The 20,774-nt window shown below is 70.1% G+C and carries 17 protein-coding genes and 2 tRNA genes; 16 read left to right on the forward strand and 3 right to left on the reverse strand.

Annotated features, from left to right (window positions below; all coding sequences use genetic code 11):
* Positions 1–119: 119 nt before the first annotated feature.
* Positions 120–190, reverse strand: a tRNA-Gly gene (locus tag ACFW1I_RS24375).
* A gap of 131 nt (positions 191–321) precedes the next feature.
* Between ACFW1I_RS24375 and ACFW1I_RS24380 the strand changes: the two genes are divergently transcribed.
* The 6 genes from ACFW1I_RS24380 (at position 322) to ACFW1I_RS24405 (ending at position 5,627) form a co-directional block, all read left to right on the forward strand.
* Positions 322–398, forward strand: a tRNA-Pro gene (locus tag ACFW1I_RS24380).
* A gap of 186 nt (positions 399–584) precedes the next feature.
* The gene (gene tig, locus ACFW1I_RS24385) at positions 585–1,973 is read left to right on the forward strand and encodes a trigger factor (RefSeq protein WP_384673534.1); all 1,389 of its coding nucleotides are present in this window, start codon (positions 585–587) and stop codon (positions 1,971–1,973) included.
* A 261-nt stretch (positions 1,974–2,234) separates the two neighbouring features.
* A complete protein-coding gene (locus ACFW1I_RS24390) occupies positions 2,235–2,852 on the forward strand; it encodes an ATP-dependent Clp protease proteolytic subunit (RefSeq protein WP_031011925.1) in 618 nt (205 codons plus the stop codon).
* 62 nt (positions 2,853–2,914) lie between these two features.
* On the forward strand, positions 2,915–3,577 hold the full coding sequence (locus ACFW1I_RS24395; protein ID WP_031011927.1) for an ATP-dependent Clp protease proteolytic subunit: 663 nt from the start codon (positions 2,915–2,917) through the stop codon (positions 3,575–3,577).
* 167 nt (positions 3,578–3,744) lie between these two features.
* Positions 3,745–5,028, forward strand: coding sequence for an ATP-dependent Clp protease ATP-binding subunit ClpX (gene clpX, locus ACFW1I_RS24400; protein WP_030494070.1), 1,284 nt, complete (start codon positions 3,745–3,747; stop codon positions 5,026–5,028).
* A 308-nt stretch (positions 5,029–5,336) separates the two neighbouring features.
* Positions 5,337–5,627 carry a hypothetical protein gene (locus ACFW1I_RS24405; RefSeq protein ID WP_384673538.1) on the forward strand — a complete coding sequence of 97 codons (291 nt, stop codon included), beginning with the start codon at positions 5,337–5,339 and terminating at the stop codon, positions 5,625–5,627.
* Positions 5,628–5,728: 101 nt separating this feature from the next.
* On the opposite strand, the gene ACFW1I_RS24410 is transcribed toward ACFW1I_RS24405, so the two are convergent.
* The gene (locus ACFW1I_RS24410; RefSeq protein WP_384673541.1) at positions 5,729–6,655 is read right to left on the reverse strand and encodes a hypothetical protein; all 927 of its coding nucleotides are present in this window, start codon (positions 6,653–6,655) and stop codon (positions 5,729–5,731) included.
* Between the two features lie 138 nt (positions 6,656–6,793).
* Here ACFW1I_RS24410 and ACFW1I_RS24415 point away from each other — a divergent pair, with 138 nt between their 5' ends.
* Both ACFW1I_RS24415 and ACFW1I_RS24420 read left to right on the forward strand, forming a co-directional pair.
* Entirely contained in the window at positions 6,794–9,415 is a 2,622-nt protein-coding gene (locus tag ACFW1I_RS24415) for a valine--tRNA ligase (RefSeq protein WP_384673544.1), read from the forward strand.
* Positions 9,416–9,564: 149 nt separating this feature from the next.
* Positions 9,565–10,707 (forward strand): sensor histidine kinase, encoded by a 1,143-nt coding sequence (locus tag ACFW1I_RS24420; RefSeq protein WP_384673546.1) that lies wholly within the window; start codon positions 9,565–9,567, stop codon positions 10,705–10,707.
* A 22-nt stretch (positions 10,708–10,729) separates the two neighbouring features.
* Here the strand turns inward: ACFW1I_RS24420 and ACFW1I_RS24425 are convergent, their stop codons facing one another.
* On the reverse strand, positions 10,730–11,752 hold the full coding sequence (locus ACFW1I_RS24425; RefSeq protein WP_384673549.1) for a rod shape-determining protein: 1,023 nt from the start codon (positions 11,750–11,752) through the stop codon (positions 10,730–10,732).
* A gap of 65 nt (positions 11,753–11,817) precedes the next feature.
* Between ACFW1I_RS24425 and ACFW1I_RS24430 the strand changes: the two genes are divergently transcribed.
* The 8 genes from ACFW1I_RS24430 (at position 11,818) to rodA (ending at position 20,712) form a co-directional block, all read left to right on the forward strand.
* Positions 11,818–13,374 carry a bifunctional folylpolyglutamate synthase/dihydrofolate synthase gene (locus ACFW1I_RS24430; RefSeq protein WP_384673552.1) on the forward strand — a complete coding sequence of 519 codons (1,557 nt, stop codon included), beginning with the start codon at positions 11,818–11,820 and terminating at the stop codon, positions 13,372–13,374.
* A 7-nt stretch (positions 13,375–13,381) separates the two neighbouring features.
* Entirely contained in the window at positions 13,382–13,750 is a 369-nt protein-coding gene (locus ACFW1I_RS24435) for a DUF4233 domain-containing protein (RefSeq protein ID WP_384673555.1), read from the forward strand.
* Positions 13,751–13,814: 64 nt separating this feature from the next.
* The gene (gene ndk / locus ACFW1I_RS24440) at positions 13,815–14,228 is read left to right on the forward strand and encodes a nucleoside-diphosphate kinase (protein WP_360603049.1); all 414 of its coding nucleotides are present in this window, start codon (positions 13,815–13,817) and stop codon (positions 14,226–14,228) included.
* A 221-nt stretch (positions 14,229–14,449) separates the two neighbouring features.
* Complete coding sequence (locus tag ACFW1I_RS24445; protein ID WP_019886273.1) at positions 14,450–15,469, forward strand: rod shape-determining protein; 1,020 nt, start codon at positions 14,450–14,452, stop codon at positions 15,467–15,469.
* A gap of 76 nt (positions 15,470–15,545) precedes the next feature.
* Positions 15,546–16,634, forward strand: coding sequence for a rod shape-determining protein MreC (gene mreC, locus ACFW1I_RS24450; RefSeq protein WP_384673558.1), 1,089 nt, complete (start codon positions 15,546–15,548; stop codon positions 16,632–16,634).
* A complete protein-coding gene (gene mreD, locus ACFW1I_RS24455) occupies positions 16,631–17,299 on the forward strand; it encodes a rod shape-determining protein MreD (protein WP_384673560.1) in 669 nt (222 codons plus the stop codon). The genes mreC and mreD overlap by 4 nt, the downstream gene beginning before the upstream one ends.
* Positions 17,300–17,318: 19 nt before the next feature.
* Positions 17,319–19,508 carry a penicillin-binding protein 2 gene (gene mrdA / locus ACFW1I_RS24460; RefSeq protein WP_384673563.1) on the forward strand — a complete coding sequence of 730 codons (2,190 nt, stop codon included), beginning with the start codon at positions 17,319–17,321 and terminating at the stop codon, positions 19,506–19,508.
* Between the two features lie 4 nt (positions 19,509–19,512).
* On the forward strand, positions 19,513–20,712 hold the full coding sequence (rodA, locus tag ACFW1I_RS24465) for a rod shape-determining protein RodA (RefSeq protein ID WP_384673565.1): 1,200 nt from the start codon (positions 19,513–19,515) through the stop codon (positions 20,710–20,712).
* Positions 20,713–20,774: the final 62 nt, after the last annotated feature.

Below are 20,774 nucleotides of genomic sequence, written 5' to 3' on the forward strand. Positions count from 1 at the left end.
TTCGTGTCACTCTAACCCCCCCTCACCCCGGGGGTTTCGTGCGGCCGCGGCGCGGGGGGCGGCCCCCGCCCCCGGCCCCCCCCCCCCCCCCCGCCCCCCGCCCCCGGGGCCGTACACAGAGCGGGCGACGGGAATCGAACCCGCGTAGCTAGTTTGGAAGACTAGGGCTCTACCATTGAGCTACGCCCGCACGGAACGCGCCACAGGCCGGAACGGCCGCGGCACGGACAGCATCGTAGCCGGTCCGGAGCCGTCCGTGCACGCCCCGAAAAGAGGGGGCGTCGCAGCGTCTCCGTACATGTACCCTACGTGTCGCACCGACGGGGTGTGGCGCAGCTTGGTAGCGCGTCCGCTTTGGGAGCGGAAGGCCGTGGGTTCAAATCCCGCCACCCCGACCAGCATGATCCTCACGATCCCCCCGGGGCCCCGACCTCGCGGTTCCTTGGTCACGTTGTGGGCCTCATCCCACGTGCGGTTACTATGCAAGCTGCGAGCCCGTGTGTCTTTCTGACCGGGCCCATCGGCCGGAACCGCCCCGCGCGGCCCGTCCGGAATCCAGGAATCAGCCACAAGGAGACCGAACCGTGAAGAGCGCCGTGGAGACCCTGAACCCGACCCGGGTTCGGCTCACTGTCGAGGTGCCCTTCGAGGAGCTCAAGGACAGCCTCGACGCGGCGTACAAGAAGATCAACCAGCAGGTCACGGTCAAGGGCTTCCGCAAGGGCAAGATCCCGGCTCGTGTGATCGACCAGCGGTTCGGCCGCGGCGCCGTGCTGGAGGAGGCCGTCAACGACGCGCTCCCGAAGTTCTACACCGAGGCCGTGAACGAGGCCGAGGTCAACGTGCTGGGCCAGCCCGAGGTCGACATCACGGAGCTGAAGGACGGCGAGCTGCTGGCCTTCACCGCCGAGGTCGACGTCCGCCCGACCATCGAGATCCCGGACTACTCCGGCATCGAGGTCGAGGTCGACGCCATCGAGGTCACCGACGAGGACGTCGAGAAGTCCGTGGAGCAGCTCCGCGAGCGCTTCGCGTCCACCAGCAAGGTCGAGCGCGCCGCCGCCGAGGGTGACGTCGTCACCCTCGACCTGACCGCCACGGTCGACGGCGAGGTGCTGCCCGACGGCGTCGCCGACGGTGTCTCGTACACCATCGGTTCCGGCGAGCTGCTCGACGGCATCGACGCCGCCGTCACCGGCCTGGAGGCCGGCGGCGAGGCCACCTTCACCTCGCAGCTGAAGGGCGGCTCCGCCGCGGGCAAGGACGCCGAGGTCACCGTCAAGGTCACCGAGGTCGCCGCCCGTGAGCTCCCCGAGCTGGACGACGAGTTCGCGCAGATGGCGTCGGAGTTCGACACCCTCGACGAGCTCAAGGCCGACAGCCGCAAGCGCCTCGAGAACATGAAGCAGTTCGACCAGGCCACCCAGGCCCAGGAGCGCGTCCTGGAGAAGTTCCTGGAGCTGGCGGAGATCCCCGTCCCCGAGAAGCTCCTCGAGGACGAGGTCAACACCCGCAAGCACAACCTGGAGCACCACCAGCTCGGCCAGATGGGCCTGAGCCTGGAGAAGTACCTGGAGCTCCAGGGCAAGACGGTCGAGGAGTTCGAGGCCGAGACCAAGGAGCAGGCGGTCAAGGGCATCAAGACCCAGTTCCTCCTCGACGAGCTCGTCTCCCAGGAGAAGCTGAACGTCGAGCAGGACGAGCTCACCGAGCACCTGTTCCGCCGTGCCGCCTCCTCCGGCATGTCCCCCGACCAGTTCGCCCAGGCCGTCGTCCAGGGCGGCCAGGTGCCGATGCTGGTCGGCGAGGTCGCCCGCGGCAAGGCCCTCGCGGTCGTCGTCGAGGCCGCCAAGGTCGTCGACACCAACGGTGAGGTCGTCGACCTCTCCGACGACGAGGACGAGGCCGTCGAGGCCGCCGCCGAGACGGTCGAGGCCGTCACCGGCGAGGCCGAGGTCGCCGAGGAGAAGTAGGCCCCACCAGGCCGACGCCGAGGCCCCGCCTCGCGCGCTCCGTATCGCGCCACGGGCCCGGACGCACTGCTGTGCGGCCGGGCCCGTGGACGTTCGCGGACCTTTTATGCGCCGCCAACTACCTTGCGCTCCCAGCGAACAGTTCGGGAACCGGGATGGCGTTGTCCTACCTGCGCGTTAGGGTCCATGGATACGGGGGCACTGCCCTCAGAACGAGACGCTGAGACGGCCCGGGGCCGTCGGAGACGAGCAGGTGGATACGTGACGAATCTGAAGCCTTACGCCGCGGGTGAGCCGTCCATCGGTGGTGGCCTCGGCGACCATGTCTACAACCGGCTGCTCGGCGAGCGCATCATCTTCCTCGGCCAGCAGGTCGACGACGAGATCGCCAACAAGATCACCGCCCAGATGCTCCTCCTGGCCGCCGACCCGGAGAAGGACATCTACCTCTACATCAACAGCCCCGGTGGCTCCGTGACGGCCGGCATGGCCGTCTACGACACCATGCAGTACATCCCGAACGACGTCGTCACCATCGGTATGGGCATGGCGGCCTCGATGGGCCAGTTCCTGCTCACCGGCGGCACCCCCGGCAAGCGCTTCGCGCTGCCGAACACCGACATCCTGATGCACCAGGGCTCCGCCGGCATCGGCGGCACCGCCTCCGACATCAAGATCCAGGCCGAGTACCTCCTTCGCACGAAGAAGCGCATGGCCGAGATCACCGCGCACCACTCCGGCCAGACCGTCGAGACGATCATCCGCGACGGCGACCGCGACCGCTGGTTCACCGCGGAGGAGGCCAAGGAGTACGGCCTCATCGACGACATCATCACGCACGCCGCGGGTGTTCCGGGCGGCGGCGGCACGGGCGCCTGAGCGCCGGCCAGCCGCAGAGCCCCCAGCCCCCTCCGAACGCCACCAGGACGGTGAACACCCAGATGCAGAACAACCTCTCCCCGAGCGGCCTCTACACCGGCGCGCCGATGGACAACCGCTACGTCGTCCCGCGCTTCGTCGAGCGCACCTCGCAGGGCGTGCGCGAGTACGACCCGTACGCGAAGCTCTTCGAGGAGCGCGTGATCTTCCTCGGCGTGCAGATCGACGACGCCTCGGCCAACGACGTCATGGCGCAGCTGCTGTGCCTGGAGTCGATGGACCCGGACCGCGACATCTCGATCTACATCAACAGCCCGGGCGGCTCCTTCACGGCCCTCACGGCCATCTACGACACGATGCAGTTCGTGAAGCCCGACATCCAGACGGTCTGCATGGGCCAGGCGGCCTCCGCCGCGGCCGTGCTGCTCGCCGCCGGCACCCCCGGCAAGCGGATGGCCCTGCCGAACGCCCGGGTGCTGATCCACCAGCCCTCCGGCGGCACCGGCCGTGAGCAGCTCTCCGACCTGGAGATCGCGGCCAAGGAGATCCTGCGGATGCGCGACCAGCTGGAGACCATGCTGGCCAAGCACTCCACCACGCCGATCGAGAAGATCCGCGACGACATCGAGCGCGACAAGATCCTGACGGCCGAGGACGCCCTCGCGTACGGCCTGATCGACCAGATCGTCTCGACCCGCAAGAGCACGGCCGCCGCGGCACACTGACGCGCCCGACCTTCCCTCGGCACGGTTCTTCTGGCTCGCGTGGCCGAATCGCGACCATGTGAACCGTGCCAAGGGGGGCCCGAACGGGGGGTCCGGCAAGGTACCGTCGAATATGAGGCACCAGGAGTCGCTGAACCAAGCGCTCCCAGGCGAAGGGGAAGCACCTCGTGGCACGCATCGGTGATGGCGGCGATCTGCTCAAGTGCTCGTTCTGCGGAAAGAGCCAGAAGCAGGTGAAGAAGCTCATCGCGGGACCCGGTGTGTACATCTGCGACGAGTGCATCGACCTCTGCAACGAGATCATCGAAGAGGAACTCGCGGAGACGAGCGAGGTGCGGTGGGAGGAACTCCCCAAGCCCCGCGAGATCTACGAGTTCCTGGAGGGGTACGTCGTCGGCCAGGAGCCGGCGAAGAAGGCCCTCTCCGTCGCCGTGTACAACCACTACAAGCGCGTCCAGGCCGGCGAGAACGGCGGCGCGCAGGGCCGTGACGACGCGATCGAACTGGCCAAGTCCAACATCCTGCTGCTGGGCCCCACGGGTTCGGGCAAGACGCTGCTCGCCCAGACCCTGGCCCGCATGCTCAACGTCCCGTTCGCCATCGCCGACGCGACGGCGCTGACGGAGGCCGGCTATGTCGGCGAGGACGTCGAGAACATCCTGCTCAAGCTGATCCAGGCCGCGGACTACGACGTCAAGAAGGCCGAGACCGGGATCATCTACATCGACGAGATCGACAAGGTCGCCCGTAAGAGCGAAAACCCGTCGATCACGCGCGACGTCTCCGGCGAGGGCGTGCAGCAGGCCCTCCTGAAGATCCTGGAGGGCACCACCGCCTCCGTCCCGCCGCAGGGCGGCCGGAAGCACCCGCACCAGGAGTTCATCCAGATCGACACGACGAACGTGCTCTTCATCGTGGGCGGCGCCTTCGCCGGCCTGGAGAAGATCATCGAGTCGCGGGCGGGCGCCAAGGGCATCGGCTTCGGGGCGACCATCCGCTCCAAGCGCGAGATCGAGGCGAGCGACCAGTTCCAGGAGGTCATGCCGGAGGACCTGGTGAAGTTCGGGATGATCCCCGAGTTCATCGGCCGTCTCCCCGTCATCACCTCGGTCCACAACCTGGACCGCGAGGCGCTCCTGAAGATCCTCGTCGAGCCGCGCAACGCGCTGGTGAAGCAGTACCAGCGCCTCTTCGAACTCGACGGCGTGGAGCTGGACTTCGACCGCCCCGCCCTGGAGGCCATCGCCGACCAGGCCATCCTCCGCGGCACCGGCGCCCGCGGCCTGCGCGCCATCATGGAGGAGGTCCTCCAGTCGGTGATGTACGAGGTCCCCTCCCGCAAGGACGTGGCCCGCGTCGTCATCACGGCGGACGTCGTCCGCAACAACGTGAACCCGACCCTGGTCCCCCGCATCGTCAAGAACGACGGCCGCCACGAGAAGTCGGCGTAACCGCAAGCACGACGAAGGGGCGCCCCACCGGACTTCCGGCGGGGCGCCCCTTCGCATGCGCCGCGCGCGTCAGATCTTGACGCGGACTTCCTTGCGGAGCTTGGCGGCGATGGAACTCTTCGCGGGAGCCGCTGCGGCGCCACGGGGCCGGGGCTTGTTCTGGTCTCCATGGGGACATGGCGCCTTGAGGGGCCAATTCGTCATGAGACGAAGAGTTCGAGACAAGATCGCATGGCGTTCTTGCGTCATCGCACGCGAGTGCGATCCGCTAACGCTGTACACGCCAGGGTATGCCTGAGGGGGAAGCGATGAAGATGATGAAGGCTGGTCGACTGATGACGGCGGCTGGTGTCGCTGTGGCTGCGGTCGCCGCGCAGATCGCGCTGGCCGCGCCTGCGTCGGCGATGTACACCGGATGTCTCAACTACCTCAAGGGCGAGGGTTATGTCGTAGGACCGAAGGTGTACGCGGCTTGTTCGCATGAGGCGATCAAGGTGGGATTCGTTTGGTATCCCAATTCGTATTGTGTGTCGGCGCTCGCCGGGATACGCGTGGGGGGACCCGACGCCCTCGATGCTTGCCGACGCGCCCACGGTTGACACCGCCGGCCCATGGTGGTCAGGGCCCCTGTGCGGTGTGATGAAGAGGGGTGCCCCGACCACCGGTGAGGGCGCCCCTCCCTTCTCGTGGACGCCGCGCGTCAGATCTTGACGCGGACTTCCTTGCGGAGCTTGGCGGCGATGTCGGCGGTCTGCTCCATGGTGCCGCCCTTGCCGACCATCATGTCGGCGAGGTTGAAGTGCAGCACGTAGCCGATGGTGCTGTGGTCGCCCCAGACGCACACGGGCATGATGACCTCCTTGGGGCCGACACCCCCGGAGTCGCCCGGCTTGTACTTCATCTCCTGGCACTTCAGTACGGCGCCGTCGAAGCCCGCGGGCGTGACCGGCTTGGGGTCGCCGATGAGCTCGCCCTCGTCCTTGTTCTTCTCGGCTTCCGCCTTCATGCTGGCGAACATGGCGTCGACGGTCTTCTCCGGGTCCTCGATCTCGCCGTACACGCCGCCGAAGGACAGCATCTTGCCGGCGAGCGGGTTCGCCTTGTCCTCCACCTGCCAGCTGCCGTTGACCTCCTGGGGGTTCTTGACCCCGTACTTCGCGGCGTCCTTGACGGGGTCGTCGTCGTCCGAGCCCTTGCCCTCGTCGGGGATCTTCTTGTACTCGGTCAGGACCGTGTCCGGCGTCACCAGCTTGTGCGGGCCGTCGTTCGCGACGGACGCGCCCGCGCCGCCGCCGATCAGGAAGTACGCGCCGACCGCGATCGCCGCGACGACCGCGACCGCGCCGATGATCAGCGGGGTCTTGGACTTCTTCGGGGCGGGCGGGGGCGGGGGGTAGGCGCCGGGGCCCTGGGGGGCGCCGTACTGGGGCTGCTGGCCGTAGGGGCCGGGCTGCTGCGGGTAGCCGTAGGGCTGCTGCTGCGGCGGCACGCCCTGCGGGGCCTGCTGGGGGTAGCCGTAACCGGGCTGCGGCGCCTGCGGCTGCCCGTACGGGCCGGGCTGCTGGCCGTACGGCCCGGGCTGCTGCGGCTGCTGGCCCCCGTACGGACCCGGCTGGTTGTAGCTCATCTACTGCTTCCCCTCACAGGACGTTTATGCGTAGCGAACATCCTGTCGGAAGCGGCCCTGCGATGGGGCGGCGGGGGTCACACCGTTACCGAACAATCGCGTTTCGGGACACCACCGTCGCACCCCTAAACTGGGCCCGTGACCGAGAACACTCAGCAGCAGACAGCGCCCACCACCGAACTGCCGACCCAGTACGCGCCGGCCGAGGTAGAGGGGCCGCTGTACGAGCGCTGGGTAGAGCGCGGCTACTTCGAGGCGGACGCGAAGAGCGAGAAGCCGGCGTACACCATCGTCATCCCGCCGCCGAACGTCACCGGCTCGCTCCACCTGGGCCACGCCTTCGAGCACACGCTGATCGACGCTCTGACCCGCCGCAAGCGCATGCAGGGCTTCGAGACCCTGTGGCAGCCGGGCATGGACCACGCCGGCATCGCCACCCAGAACGTCGTCGAGCGCGAGCTCGCGAAGGAGGGCAAGTCCCGCCACGACCTGGGCCGCGAGGCTTTCGTCGAGCGTGTCTGGGAGTGGAAGGCCGAGTCCGGCGGGCAGATCGCCGGCCAGATGCGGCGCCTCGGCGAGGGTCTGGCCTGGAGCCGGGACCGCTTCACCATGGACGAGGGTCTGTCCCGGGCCGTCCAGACCGTCTTCAAGAAGATGTTCGACGACGAGCTGATCTACCGCGCCGAGCGCATCATCAACTGGTGCCCGCGTTGTCTGACGGCCATCTCAGACATCGAGGTCGACTACCAGGAGGACGACGGCGAGCTCGTCTCCATGACGTACGGCGAGGGTGAGGACACCATCGTCGTCGCCACGACCCGCGCGGAGACGATGCTCGGTGACACGGCCGTCGCCGTCCACCCCGACGACGAGCGCTACAAGCACCTGATCGGCAAGCAGATCAAGCTGCCGCTGACCGACCGCACGATCCCCGTCGTCGCCGACACCCACGTCGACCCGGAGTTCGGCACCGGCGCCGTCAAGGTGACCCCGGCGCACGACCCGAACGACTTCGCCATCGGCCAGCGCCACGACCTCGAATCGATCGAGGTCCTCGACGAGCGCGGTGTGATCACCGTCCACGGCCCCTTCCTCGGCCTGGACCGCTTCGAGGCCCGCTCCGCGATCGTTGCCGCCCTGCGCGCCGAGGGCCGGATCGTCGCGGAGAAGCGCCCGTACGTCCACTCCGTGGGCCATTGCTCCCGCTGCAAGACGACCCTGGAGCCGCGTCTGTCGATGCAGTGGTGGGTCAAGGTCGAGACGCTGGCCAAGGCCGCTGGCGACGCCGTCCGCGACGGCCGCGTCGACATCCACCCGGCCGACATGTCGCAGCGCTACTTCGACTGGGTCGACAACCTCAACGACTGGTGCATCTCGCGCCAGCTGTGGTGGGGCCACCGCATCCCCGTCTGGCACGGTCCGAACGGCGAGCTGGTCTGCGTCGGCCCGGACGACGAGGCGCCCACGGGCGAGGGATGGAAGCAGGACACCGACGTCCTCGACACCTGGTTCTCGTCCGGCCTGTGGCCGTTCTCGACGATGGGCTGGCCGGAGAAGACGCCGGACCTGCAGAAGTTCTACCCGAACTCCGTCCTGGTCACCGGCTACGACCTCATGTTCTTCTGGGTCGCCCGGATGATGATGTTCGGCCTGTATGCGATGGACGGCCAGCCGCCGTTCCGCACGATCGCGTTCCACGGCATGGTCCGCGACGAGTTCGGCAAGAAGATGTCGAAGTCGTTCGGGAACACCGTCAACCCGCTCGACTGGATGGACAAGTACGGCTCCGACGCCCTGCGCTTCACCCTGGCCAAGGGCGCCAACCCGGGCGTCGACGTCCCGATCGGCGAGGACTGGGTCCAGGCGTCCCGGAACTTCGCCAACAAGATCTGGAACGCGACCCGCTTCGCGATGATGAACGGCGCCACCATCGAGGGTCCGCTGCCGGACGCCTCCGAGATGTCGGCGACCGACCGCTGGATCCTGTCCCGACTCAACGAGACGGTCGCGCAGGTCGACGCGTACTACGACGACTTCCAGTTCGCGAAGCTGAGCGAGTCGCTCTACCACTTCGCGTGGGACGAGGTCTTCGCCTGGTACGTCGAGCTGTCGAAGACGACGTTCTTCGCGGGCGGCGAGGGCGCCAAGGTCTCCGGCCGCGTCCTCGGCGAGGTCCTGGACGTCATGCTGCGCCTGCTGCACCCGATCGTCCCGTTCGTCACCGACACCCTGTGGACGACCCTCACCGGCGGCGAGTCCCTCGTCGTCGCGGACTGGCCGAAGGACTCCGGCTTCCGCGACGAGGCCGCCGAGAAGGAGATCGAGCTGGTCCAGCGGGTCGTCACCGAGGTCCGCCGGTTCCGCAAGGAGCAGGGCCTCCAGGACGCCCAGAAGGTCCCGGCCCGCCTCTCCCTGGCCGGCACCCCGCTGGTCGCGCACGAGGCCGCCATCCGCCAGATCCTGCGCCTCCAGCCGGAGGGCGAGGGCTTCGCCGCCACCGCGACCCTCCCGGTCGCCGGCGCCGAGGTCGCGCTCGACCTGTCGGGCACCATCGACGTCGAGGCCGAGCGCAAGCGGCTCGCGAAGGACCTGGCCGCCGCCGAGAAGGAGAAGGCCCAGGCCGAGGCCAAGCTCGGCAACGAGGCGTTCCTCGCCAAGGCCCCCGACAACGTCGTGGACAAGATCAAGGGCCGGCTGGCCAAGGCGGACGAGGACATCGCCCGCATCCACACCCAGCTGGACAAGCTGCCGCAGGCGTAACGCGGACGGCGGAAGGGCCCGGGACCGACACGGCCCCGGGCCCTTCCGCGTGCCGGAGACGGCCCGAACAGGGACGAAGTGCCCCATCTCACAGCAGACGGGACTTCAGGTCCACGGCGTCGGGACCAAGGACCCTGGATGATGGAGGCATGGTCCGCCCCTCCGCCCTCGCCGCGCTGCGCCGCCGCGTGGACCGGTGGGCCGGGTCGCCCCGGGCCCTGGACGTCGTCGCCGCGCTCAGCGCCTTCGCGCTCATGGTCCTCGACGTGCCGGGGCTCGCCCGCGCCGACAACTCCCTCACCGGCGTCACCGCCACCCTGGTCCTCGCCGCCGGCGCCTCGACCCTGGTGCTGCGCCGGCGGGCGCCCTGGGTGCCGTACCTGGTCGCGCTCGGCCTGATGGGCTGGCTGCACGAGGTCACCCTCATCCAGTTCTCGCTCTACTCCATCGGCCGCTTCCGGGGCCGCCGGGCCGCCGTCGCCGCCACCCTGCTCTACATCGGCGTGGCCTACGCCTACTTCCAGATGCCCGGCTGGCCCGCCGACCAGCACGGCGGCACCCTCAGCGACTTCCTCAGCCTGATCGTCCCCATCGGCGTCCTCGCCGCCGGCGTCGGCATCGCCGCCCACCGCCACGACCTCGTCCGCGCCCTGGAGGTCCAGCGGCGCGAGGCCGCCGCCCGGCAGGCCGTCCAAGAAGAGCGCATCCAGGTCGGGCGGGACGTCCACGACCTGGTCGGACGCGAGCTGACCGTGCTCGCGGTGCGGGCCGAGGTGCTCGCCGTACGGGCCCGCGGCGAGGCCCACCGGAAGGACTTCGAGGAGCTCGCCGACACCGCCCGGCGCGCCCACCTGATGCTGAACGAGACCCTGGTGCGGCGCGCCGACCGGGACGGCGCCACGCCCGGTCTGGAGGGCCTCGCGGACCTGGCCGCCGAGAGCGAGCGGATGGGCAGCCCGGTCGAGCTGGACGTGGCCGAGGAGGTCAAGGCGCTCTCGCCGCTGCGGCAGACCGCCGTCCACCGGGTGGTCCAGGAGTGCCTGACGAACGCGGCGAAGCACGCCCCGGGCCTGCCGGTCCGGGTGGGGATCGGCGTCCACGGGCCGGACCTGTGGATCGAGGTCCGCAACCCGCTGCCGCAGACCCCGCCGGACCGCGCGCCCGTCTCCACCGGCACCGGCCTCGTCTCGATGGACGAGCGGGTCGCCAGCATGGGCGGCACCTTCACGGCGGGGGAGGAGGACGGCGGCTACGTGGTCCGGGCGACCCTCCCGTCCGGCCTGTCCCGCTGAGGCCCCCCCCGTACGGCCCCGGCTAGCGCGCCGACTCCGCCTTCCCCAGCACCCGCTGGAGCCCGTCGAAGTCCTCCACGCAGCGGCCCGAGCCGAGGGCCACGCAGTCCAGCGGGTCGTCCGCCACGAAGACCGGGATGCCCGTCGCCGACGCCATCCTGAGGTCCAGGCCCGGCAGCAGCGCCCCGCCGCCGGTCAGCACGATGCCGTGCTCCATCACGTCGCCGGACAGCTCCGGCGGGCACTCCTCCAGCGTCGCCCGCACCGCCGCGATGACCGCCTCCACCGGCTCGTCCAGCGCCTGCCGGACCTCCGGGACGGTCAGCTCCACCGTCCGGGGCAGCCCGCCGACCTTCTCCCGGCCGCGCACGGTGAAGGTGCGCCGCTCGAACTCCTCGCCGCCCGGCACCGGCCACGCCGAGCCGATCGCCACCTTCACGTCCTCCGCCGTCCGCTCGCCGACCAGCAGCGAGTGCGCCCGGCGGACGTGGTCGGTGATCGCCGCGTCGAACCGGTCCCCGCCGACCCGCAGCGACCGGGCGGTGACGATCCCGCCGAGCGAGATCACCGCCACCTCCGTCGTCCCGCCGCCGATGTCGACGACCATCGAGCCGCGCGGGTCGGAGACCGGCAGACCCGCCCCGATCGCCGCCGCCATCGGCTCCTCGATGAGGTGGACCGCCCGCGCCCCCGCCGAGATCGTCGCGTGCACGATCGCCCGACGCTCCACCGGGGTCACCCCGCTCGGCACGCACACCACCATCCGGGTGCGCGGCCGGCGGCGGCCCGGGACGGCCTTGCGGACGAAGTGCCGGATCATCTCCTCGGCCGCCTCGTAGTCGCTGATCACCCCGTCCCGCAGCGGCCGGATCGCGGTGATCGACCCCGGCGTCCGGCCGATCGTCTCCTTCGCCTCGGCGCCGACCGCGAGCGCGTGCCGGGAGCCCTCCTGGACCGCCACCACGGACGGCTCGTTGAGCACGATGCCCTGCCCGCGCGCGTAGAGGAGGGTGTTGGCCGTGCCGAGATCGATGCCTATGTCCATGATCGCCAAGTTTGCCGGGCGGCCCCGGCGGACGGCGGGCCGAAGGTCCCGAATGGGGTGGGTCCATGGTCCTGTCGGTGGGTCTCCGTAGACTTGGGGGCGTGAGTGACCCGAGCGACCCGCGCGACCACGCCGACGACCGCGCCGACGGCTTCGACGACATCATCGACGAAGCGACGGACCGAGACCCCGACCTGGCGGTGATCGAGGCCGGCAGCCGCACCCTGCGCGCCCTGGCCGGACCGCCGCAGGGCGACCCCGTGCCGACCCGCCCCGAGGACCCGGAGCTGGACAAGGCGCTGCGCGAGGTCGAGACCGAGCTCTCGACCCGCTGGGGCGAGACCAAGCTGGAGCCGTCCGTCACGCGGATCGCGGCGCTCATGGACGTGCTGGGCGAGCCGCAGCGCGCGTACCCCTCGATCCACATCACGGGCACCAACGGCAAGACGTCGACCGCCCGCATGATCGAGTCCCTGCTCGCCGCCTTCGAGCTGCGCACCGGCCGCTACACCTCGCCGCACGTGCAGACCATCACCGAGCGGATCAGCCTGGACGGCGCCCCGATCTCCGCCGAGCGGTTCATCGAGACGTACCAGGACGTCAAGCCGTACGTGGAGCTGGTCGACGCCCGGGAGGAGTACCGGCTCTCCTTCTTCGAGGTCCTCACCGGAATGGCCTACGCGGCCTTCGCGGACGCCCCGGTGGACGTGGCGATCGTCGAGGTCGGCATGGGCGGCACCTGGGACGCGACCAACGTGATCGACGGCTCCGTCGCCGTCGTCACCCCGATCGACCTGGACCACACCGACCGGCTCGGCGAGACTCCCGGCGAGATCGCCGGCGAGAAGTCCGGGATCATCAAGCAGGGCGCGACCGTCATCCTGGCCCAGCAGCCGGTGGACGCCGCCCAGGTGCTCCTCAAGAAGGCCGTGGACGTCGACGCGACCGTGGCCCGCGAGGGCATGGAGTTCGGCGTCGTCTCCCGCGAGGTGGCCGTCGGCGGCCAGCTGCTGACCCTGCGCGGCCTCGGCGGCGAGTACGAAGAGGTCTTCCTGCCGCTGTACGGCGCCCACCAGGCGCACAACGCGGCCGTGGCGCTCGCCGCCGTCGAGGCGTTCTTCGGCATCGGCGCGGAGCACGCCCGCACCCTCGACATCGAGACCGTCCGGCGGGCCTTCGCCCAGACCTCGTCGCCCGGCCGCCTCGAGGTCGTCCGCTCCTCCCCGACGGTCGTCCTGGACGCCGCGCACAACCCGCACGGGGCCCGCGCCACCGCCGAGGCGGTCTCGGAGTCCTTCGGCTTCTCCCGGCTCATCGGCGTCGTCTCCACCAGCGGCGACAAGGACGCCCGGGCGCTCCTGGAGGCCTTCGAGCCGATCTTCGCCGAGATCGTCGTCACCCAGAACTCGACCCCCCGCGCCACCGACGTCGACGCGCTCGCCGCGATCGCCGTCGAGGTCTTCGGCGAGGACCGGGTCGTCGTGGAGCCCCGGCTGCCCGACGCCCTGGAGGCGGCGATCACGCTCGCCGAGGAGGAGGCCGAGTACGGCGGCGCCGGTGTGCTGGTGACCGGTTCGATCTTCACGGTCGGCGACGCCCGGCTGCTGCTCAAGAGGGGCTGACCCGGACATGCGCACGCTCTGCTCCTCCACCCTCATCGGCGAGTTCTTCGTCATCGGCTTCGCCGGTCTCGTCGCCATGAAGGACGACTCCCTCACCACCTCCACCGTCTGGTGGGTGTGCGGGGTCGCGATGGTCCTCTCCGTGCTGCTCTGCGGGATGATCACCCGTCCCGGTGGCGTCCAGCTCGGCTGGGCGCTCCAGATCGGGCTGATCCTCAGCGGCTTCTTCGTCCCCGTCATGTACTTCCTCGGGGCCGTGTTCGCCGTGCTGTGGTGGTGCTCGGTGCACTACGGGCGCAAGGTGGACGAGATCAAGGCCCGCTGGGCCGCCTCGAACGCCGCCGCCCAGGGCTCCGCAGGGCCTGACGCTGTGTGACGGAGGGCGGTGCGGGCCCTGTAGATTCATAGGCCCGCACATCCCTCCCGAAGGAGTTCCCCCCGTGAGCCAGCGCACGCTCGTCCTGCTCAAGCCCGACGCGGTCCGCCGCGGCCTCGTCGGCGAGATCATCGGCCGCATCGAGCGCAAGGCCGGCTGGACCCTCGCGGCCCTGGAGCTGCGCGAGCTGGACCAGGAGACGCTGGAGCAGCACTACGGCGAGCACAAGGGCAAGCCCTTCTACGAGCCGCTGATGGGCTTCATGTCCTCCGGTCCGGTCGTCGCGCTCGTCGTCGAGGGCGAGCGGGTCATCGAGGGCGTCCGCCAGCTGGCCGGCCCGACGGACCCGATCGCCGCCGCCCCGGGGTCCATCCGTGGCGACTACGGCACCATCGTCCGCGAGAACCTCATCCACGCCTCGGACTCCGAGGAGTCCGCCGCGCGCGAGCTGAAGATCTTCTTCCCGGGCCTCGTGTGACCCTCCGCTGACCCGTCGTCAGCCGAACGGCAGCCAGTTGTGGGGCGACCGAAGGAATTCGGCCGCCCCCAGGCATATGAACGCCAATCCCGGGAACGGATCGCCGCGTCCTACCGTCACCTAGTACAGAGGTGGACCAGCGCGCGCCATCCGCGTGAGCGGCACTACGATGAAAACTCTTCGCCGCACCACCCTCAGCCATGGGAAACAAGGGGAACTTCATGTCGTTCATCGGCCGTGACATGGCTGTCGACCTCGGGACCGCCAACACGCTGGTGTACGTCAGGGGTCGAGGCATCGTCCTCAACGAGCCGTCCGTCGTCGCGATCAACACCAACACCGGCGGGATCCTCGCGGTGGGTGCCGAGGCGAAGAAGATGATCGGCAGGACCCCCGGCAACATCGTCGCCGTCCGCCCGCTGAAGGACGGCGTCATCGCCGACTTCGAGATCACCGAGCGGATGCTCCGCTACTTCATCCTCAAGATCCACAAGCGGCGCTACCTCGCCCGCCCCCGGGTCGTGGTCTGCGTGCCCTCCGGCATCACCGGCGTCGAGCGCCGCGCCGTCATCGAGGCGTCCACCCAGGCCGGCGCCCGCCAGGTGCACATCATCGAGGAGCCCATGGCCGCCGCCATCGGCTCCGGCCTCCCCGTCCACGAGGCCACCGGCAACATGGTCGTCGACATCGGCGGCGGCACCACCGAGGTCGCGGTGATCTCCCTCGGAGGAATCGTCACGGCACAGTCCATCCGGGTGGCCGGCGACGAGCTGGACAACGCGATCATCCAGCACATCAAGAAGGAGTACTCGCTCCTCCTCGGTGAGCGCACCGCCGAACAGATCAAGATCACCATCGGTTCGGCCTACGACCTGGAGCAGGACGAGCACACCGAGATCCGCGGCCGCGACCTCGTCTCCGGCCTCCCCAAGACCGTCGTCATCTCGGCCGCCGAGGTCCGCAAGGCGATCGAGGAGCCGGTCAACGCGATCGTCGACGCCGTGAAGACCACCCTCGACAAGTGCCCGCCGGAGCTCTCCGGTGACGTGATGGACCGCGGCATCGTTCTCACGGGTGGCGGCGCCCTGCTGCGCGGCCTCGACGAACGGCTGCGCCGCGAGACGGGCATGCCGATCCACATCGCCGAGGACCCGCTCGACTCGGTCGCCCTCGGTTCCGGCAAGTGCGTCGAGGAGTTCGAGGCCCTGCAGCAGGTCCTGGACGCCCAGCCGCGCCGCTGACCCATCGGCAGGGCGCGAGCCCGTACGGTACGAACATCTGCACAACGAACCACGAGGAAGGGCACGGCCGCCGCACGTGAGGGACACACGAGAGAGCCGGCTGCTCCTGGTGCTGCTGGTCGCCGTCGCGTTCGCGCTGATCACGGTGGACATCCGCGGCGGCCAGGAGTCGCCGGTCGACGGCGCCCGGCAGGCCGCCGCCGCCGTCTTCGGCCCGGTCGAGAACGGCGTCGCGGCGGCGGTCGACCCGATCGGCAACGCCATAGGCGCCGTCCGCGACTCCGGCGAGCGCAACACCCGGATCGCCGCCCTGGAGAAGGAGAACGCCGAGCTCAAGGCCGAGCTCGGCAGCGACGACCGCAACCGCAACCGGCTGCGCGAACTCGACGCCCTCCTCAAGACCGCCGGCGCCGGCCAGTACGGCATCAAGGGCGCCCAGGTCATCGCCATAGGGTCGGCCCAGGGCTTCTCCTGGACCGTCACGATCGACGTGGGCGCCCGCGACGGCATCCAGCGCGACATGACCGTCCTCAACGGCGCCGGACTCGTCGGCCGGGTCACCACCGTCGGCCCGTCCACCTCCACGGTCCTGCTCGCCAACGACCCCGACTTCACCGTCGGCACCCGCATGGAGAAGAGCGACGAACTCGGCTTCGCCACCGGCCAGGGCGACCGTCCGCTCCTCGTCCAGCTGCTCAACGGCAAGGCCAAGGTGAAGCCGGGCGACCGGCTCGTCACCTTCGGCTCGGCCGGCGACCGGCCCTTCGTGCCCGGGGTGCCCGTCGGCGAGATCATCCGCGTCGACCCGATGGGCGGCGGCCTGACCCGCAACGTCTACGTCCGCCCGTACGTCGGCTTCAGCAAGCTCGACATCGTCGGCGTCGTCGTCCAGGCCCCCCGCTCCGACCCGCGCGACACGGTGCTGCCGCAGAAGCCCAAGCCCGCGCCGACCGTCACCGTCACGGTCACCGCGAAGCCGCCCGCCGAGGGCGAGCAGGCCCAGGGGGAGAAGGCCGAACAGCCGTTCGGGAACCAGGCGCAGGAGCAGGCCCAGCAGCCCGCGCGGAACCAGGACCAGGCGCAGGACCAGGACCAGGCGCAGAACCAGGCGCAGGACCCCGTACAGGAACAGAACCCGGACGACCAGGGGGACGCGACACCGTGAAGTTCAACCGCATCCTCCTCTCCGCGACCCTGATCGTGGTCGCCCTCGTCGTCCAGGTCTCCGTCCTCGCCCGGCTCCAGCTCCCCGGCGCCGTCCCCGACCTCGTCCTCCTCACCGTCGTCGCCCTCGCCCTCGTGCACGGCCCCGTCACCGGCTCGCTCGTCGGCTTCTCCGCCGGCCTCCTCGCCGACCTGGCCCCGCCCGCCGACCACGCCGCCGGCCGCTACGCCCTGGTGCTCTGCGTCGTCGGCTACCTCGTCGGCCTGGCCCGGCCCGAGAACGGGCGCTTCACCTCCGCGATCGGCCCGATGGCCGCCGTCGTCGGCGCGGCCGTCGGCTCCACCCTGCTCTACGCGGGCGTCGGCGCCCTCGTCGGCGACACCGCCGCCCGCCACGTCGGCCTCGGCTCCCTGATCTTCACCGCCGTCGTCTACGACCTGCTGCTGGCCCCCTTCACGGTGCCGCTCGTCATGGCGCTGGCCCGGCGGGCCGAGAACGACCCGGTCGCCGACGCCACGGGGGCGGGCGCGGGCGACGTCGCCTCCGGCTGGCTGTCCTCCGGCACCGGCCTGAGGATCGGCACCCAGCGCGGCGGACTGCGCGTCAAGACCGCCCGCACCCGCGCCGGCCGCGCCGGGCGGATCAAGGGAGTCAAGCGACTGTGACCGAGGGGGCACCGGCAGCATGACCAACATCCCCGAGACCGGAAGGACCCCCCGGGTCCAGACCCGGCTCGTCGTCATCCAGATCCTCGTCTTCTCGCTGCTGCTCACCCTGGGCGGCCGGCTCTGGTACCTCCAGATCCGCAACGGCAAGGAGTACGCGGACGAGGCCAAGAGCAACAACATCCAGCAGGTCGTCACGCCGGCCGTGCGCGGCTCCATCCTGGACGCCCGCGGCGTCCCGCTCGCCGACAACGAGACCCGGCTCGTGGTCTCCGCCTCGCGCACCGAGCTGATGAAGATGAAGGACGACGGCAAGGCCGTCCTCACCCGGCTCGCCGGCGTCCTCAACATGAAGCCCGAGGACGTCGCCAACAAGATCCGGCTCTGCGACTCCCAGACGCCCAAGCCCTGCTGGAACGGCTCGCCCTACCAGCCGATCCCGGTCACCGACGAGGCCACCGTCCAGCAGGCGCTCACCATCCGGGAGAGCACCGAGGACTTCCCCGGCATCACCGCCGAGCTCACCGCCGTCCGCCGCTACCCTGCCCCCGGCAAGGCCCGCACCGCCCAGGTGCTCGGCTACCTCTCGCCGGTCACCGACGACGAGATCACCAAGGCCAAGGACACCGACTCCCCGTTCCTCCGCTCCGACCAGGTCGGCCGCTCCGGCATCGAGCGCACCTACGACAAGGAGCTGCGCGGCAAGGCCGGCGTGACCCGGTACGAGGTCGACAACCTCGGGCGCGTCATGGGCCAGACCAAGTCCGACCCGGGCGTGGCCGGTTCCACCCTCGTCACCAGCATCGACGCCCGCGTCCAGGCCGTCGCCGAGTACGAGCTCGCGCAGGCGATGAAGACGGTCCGGGGCGAGACCGACAAGATCACCGGCCGCAAGTACGAGGCCGACTCCGGCGCCGTCGTCGTCATGGAGACCAAGACCGGCCGGGTCGTCGCCATGGCCTCCCAGCCCGACTACGACCCCAACGTCTGGATCGGCGGCATCTCCGCCACCGACTACGCCGCCCTCACCAGCAAGAAGTCCAACTACCCGCTGCTCAACCGCGGCATCCAGGGCCAGGCCCCGGCCGGCTCCATCTTCAAGGTGATCTCCGCGAGCGCCGCCGTGCGGGCCGGCTACGACTTCAACGACACGTACAACTGCAGCGCCTCGTACAGCCTCGGCAGCCGCAGCTTCGCCAACTTCGAGTCCCAGGGGCACGGCCCCATCACCCTCGGCGACGCCCTCAAGTACTCCTGCAACACCGTCTTCTACGCCCTCGGCCACAAGGAGTGGCAGAAGGACGGCGGCATCACGGCGAACAAGGACGCCAAGGACTGGTTCTACGTGACCGCCCGCGACTTCGGCCTCGGCTCGGAGACCGGCATCGACCTGCCCAACGAGGTCAAGGGCCGCATCCCGGACCGCCAGTGGAAGCAGGCGTTCTGGGAGGCCAACAAGGACGCCTGGTGCAAGCAGGGCAAGAAGGGCGGCAGCTACGTCGAGCAGATCGCGTACGAGAACTGCCTCGAAGGCAACCAGCTGAAGGCGTACGACAGCATCAACTTCGCCATCGGCCAGGGTGACGTCCTCGTCACCCCCATCCAGATGGCCACCATCTACGCGGCCATCAGCAACGGCGGCACCCTCTTCGACCCCTCCGTCGGCAAGGCGATCATCAGCCCGGACGGCAAGCAGGTCCGCGAGATCGAGCCCAAGCCCCACGGCAGGCTGCCGGTCGGCGCCGAGACCATCCGCGACCTCGACAAGGGCCTGCGCTCGGTCGTCGAGCCCGGCGGCACCGCCGCCTGGCGCTTCGGCGGCTGGCCCCAGGACAAGATCCCGATGCGCGCCAAGACCGGCACCGCCCAGGTCTACGGCAAGCAGACGACCTCCTGGCTCGCCACCTACACCGACGACTTCACCATCGTCATGACCATCTCCCAGGGCGGCACCGGCTCCGGCGCCTCGGGCCCCGCCGTCCGCAACATCTACGACGCCCTCTACGGCCTCGACGACGCGGGCAACCAGGACCTCAAGCGCGCCCTGCTGCCCGGACCGCAGAAGACGCTGCCCAAGGTCAACGCCGACGGCACCATCGACGCGCCGGCGATCAAGGCGTACGACCCGAAGTCCCAGCTGGTCGACCCGGCCGGACCGAACGGCGCCGCGCCGCCGCTCGCGGGCCCGCCTCCCCACAGGAGGGACTGACCCGATGACGACACGGACCACCTTCTCGGTCTCCCGGTACGCCCCCGAGCGCGGCGCCGTCGCCCGGCTGACCGCCCGCGACTCGGTGCTGCGCCGGCTCGACTGGCCGATCCTGCTGTCGGCGCTGGCGCTCTCCCTGATCGGCTCGCTGCTGGTCTGGTCGGCGACCCGGGGCCGCACCGAGCTGAACCAGGGCGACCCGTACTACTTCCTCTTCCGGCACCTGCTGAACACCGGCATCGGCGTGGCGCTGATGATCGGCACGGTCTGGCTCGGCCACCGCACCCTGCGCGGGGCCGTCCCGGTCCTCTACGGCCTGTCGATCGTGCTGATCCTCGCCGTCCTCACCCCGCTCGGCGCCACCATCAACGGCGCCCACGCGTGGATCGTGGTCGGCGGCGGCTTCTCGCTCCAGCCCAGCGAGTTCGTGAAGATCACCATCATCCTGGTGATGGCGATGCTGCTGGCCTCGAAGGTGGACGCCGGCGACCAGCTCCACCCGGACCACGGCACCGTCGCCAAGGCCCTGGTGCTCGCCGCCCTCCCCATGGGCATCGTCATGCTCATGCCCGACCTGGGCTCGGTCATGGTGATGATCGTGATCGTGCTCGGCGTCCTGCTCGCCTCCGGCGCCTCCAACCGCTGGGTCCTCGGCCTCATCGGCTCCGGCATCGCCGGCGCGGTCCTCGTCACCACCCTCGGCATGCTCGACGAGTACCAGATCAACCGCTTCGCCGCCTTCGCCAACCCCGACCTCGACCCGTCTGGCGTCGGCTACAACACCAACCAGGCCCGCATCGCCATCGGCTCCGGCGGCCTCTACGGCGCCGGCCTCTTCAACGGCCACCAGACCAGCGGCCAGTTCGTCCCCGAACAGCAGACCGACTTCGTCTTCACCGTCGCCGGCGAGGAGCTGGGCTTCATCGGCTCCGGCTTCATCCTGCTGCTGCTCGGCATCGTCCTGTGGCGGGCCTGCCGGATCGCCCGCGAGACCACCGAGCTCTACGGCACCATCGTCGCCGCCGGCATCATCGCCTGGTTCGCCTTCCAGGCGTTCGAGAACATCGGCATGAACCTCGGCATCATGCCGGTCGCCGGCCTCCCGCTGCCCTTCGTCTCCTACGGCGGCTCCTCCATGTTCGCCGTCTGGGTCGCCATCGGACTCCTCCAGTCGATCCGGGTGCAACGGCCGATGACCGCCTGACGCCCGGCCGCCCCGGCGGCCGGATCCGACGTATGGCGGACGGCTCCGGCGGTTAGATTCGA

The organism is Streptomyces sp. NPDC058955, assembly GCF_042741435.1.
Taxonomy (GTDB): Bacteria; Actinomycetota; Actinomycetes; order Streptomycetales; family Streptomycetaceae; genus Streptomyces.

Bases quoted from the DNA above. Each gene is read 5' to 3' on its own strand.
- ACFW1I_RS24405 (WP_384673538.1), top strand. From the start codon at position 5,337: ATGAAGATGATGAAGGCTGGTCGACTGATGACGGCGGCTGGTGTCGCT.
- rodA (WP_384673565.1), top strand. From the start codon at position 19,513: ATGACGACACGGACCACCTTCTCGGTCTCCCGGTACGCCCCCGAGCGC.
- ACFW1I_RS24425 (WP_384673549.1), bottom strand. From the start codon at position 11,752: ATGGACATAGGCATCGATCTCGGCACGGCCAACACCCTCCTCTACGCG.
- ACFW1I_RS24445 (WP_019886273.1), top strand. From the start codon at position 14,450: ATGTCGTTCATCGGCCGTGACATGGCTGTCGACCTCGGGACCGCCAAC.
- ACFW1I_RS24395 (WP_031011927.1), top strand. From the start codon at position 2,915: ATGCAGAACAACCTCTCCCCGAGCGGCCTCTACACCGGCGCGCCGATG.
- ACFW1I_RS24430 (WP_384673552.1), top strand. From the start codon at position 11,818: ATGGTCCTGTCGGTGGGTCTCCGTAGACTTGGGGGCGTGAGTGACCCG.
- mrdA (WP_384673563.1), top strand. From the start codon at position 17,319: ATGACCAACATCCCCGAGACCGGAAGGACCCCCCGGGTCCAGACCCGG.
- ACFW1I_RS24435 (WP_384673555.1), top strand. From the start codon at position 13,382: ATGCGCACGCTCTGCTCCTCCACCCTCATCGGCGAGTTCTTCGTCATC.
- ACFW1I_RS24410 (WP_384673541.1), bottom strand. From the start codon at position 6,655: ATGAGCTACAACCAGCCGGGTCCGTACGGGGGCCAGCAGCCGCAGCAG.
- ACFW1I_RS24420 (WP_384673546.1), top strand. From the start codon at position 9,565: ATGGTCCGCCCCTCCGCCCTCGCCGCGCTGCGCCGCCGCGTGGACCGG.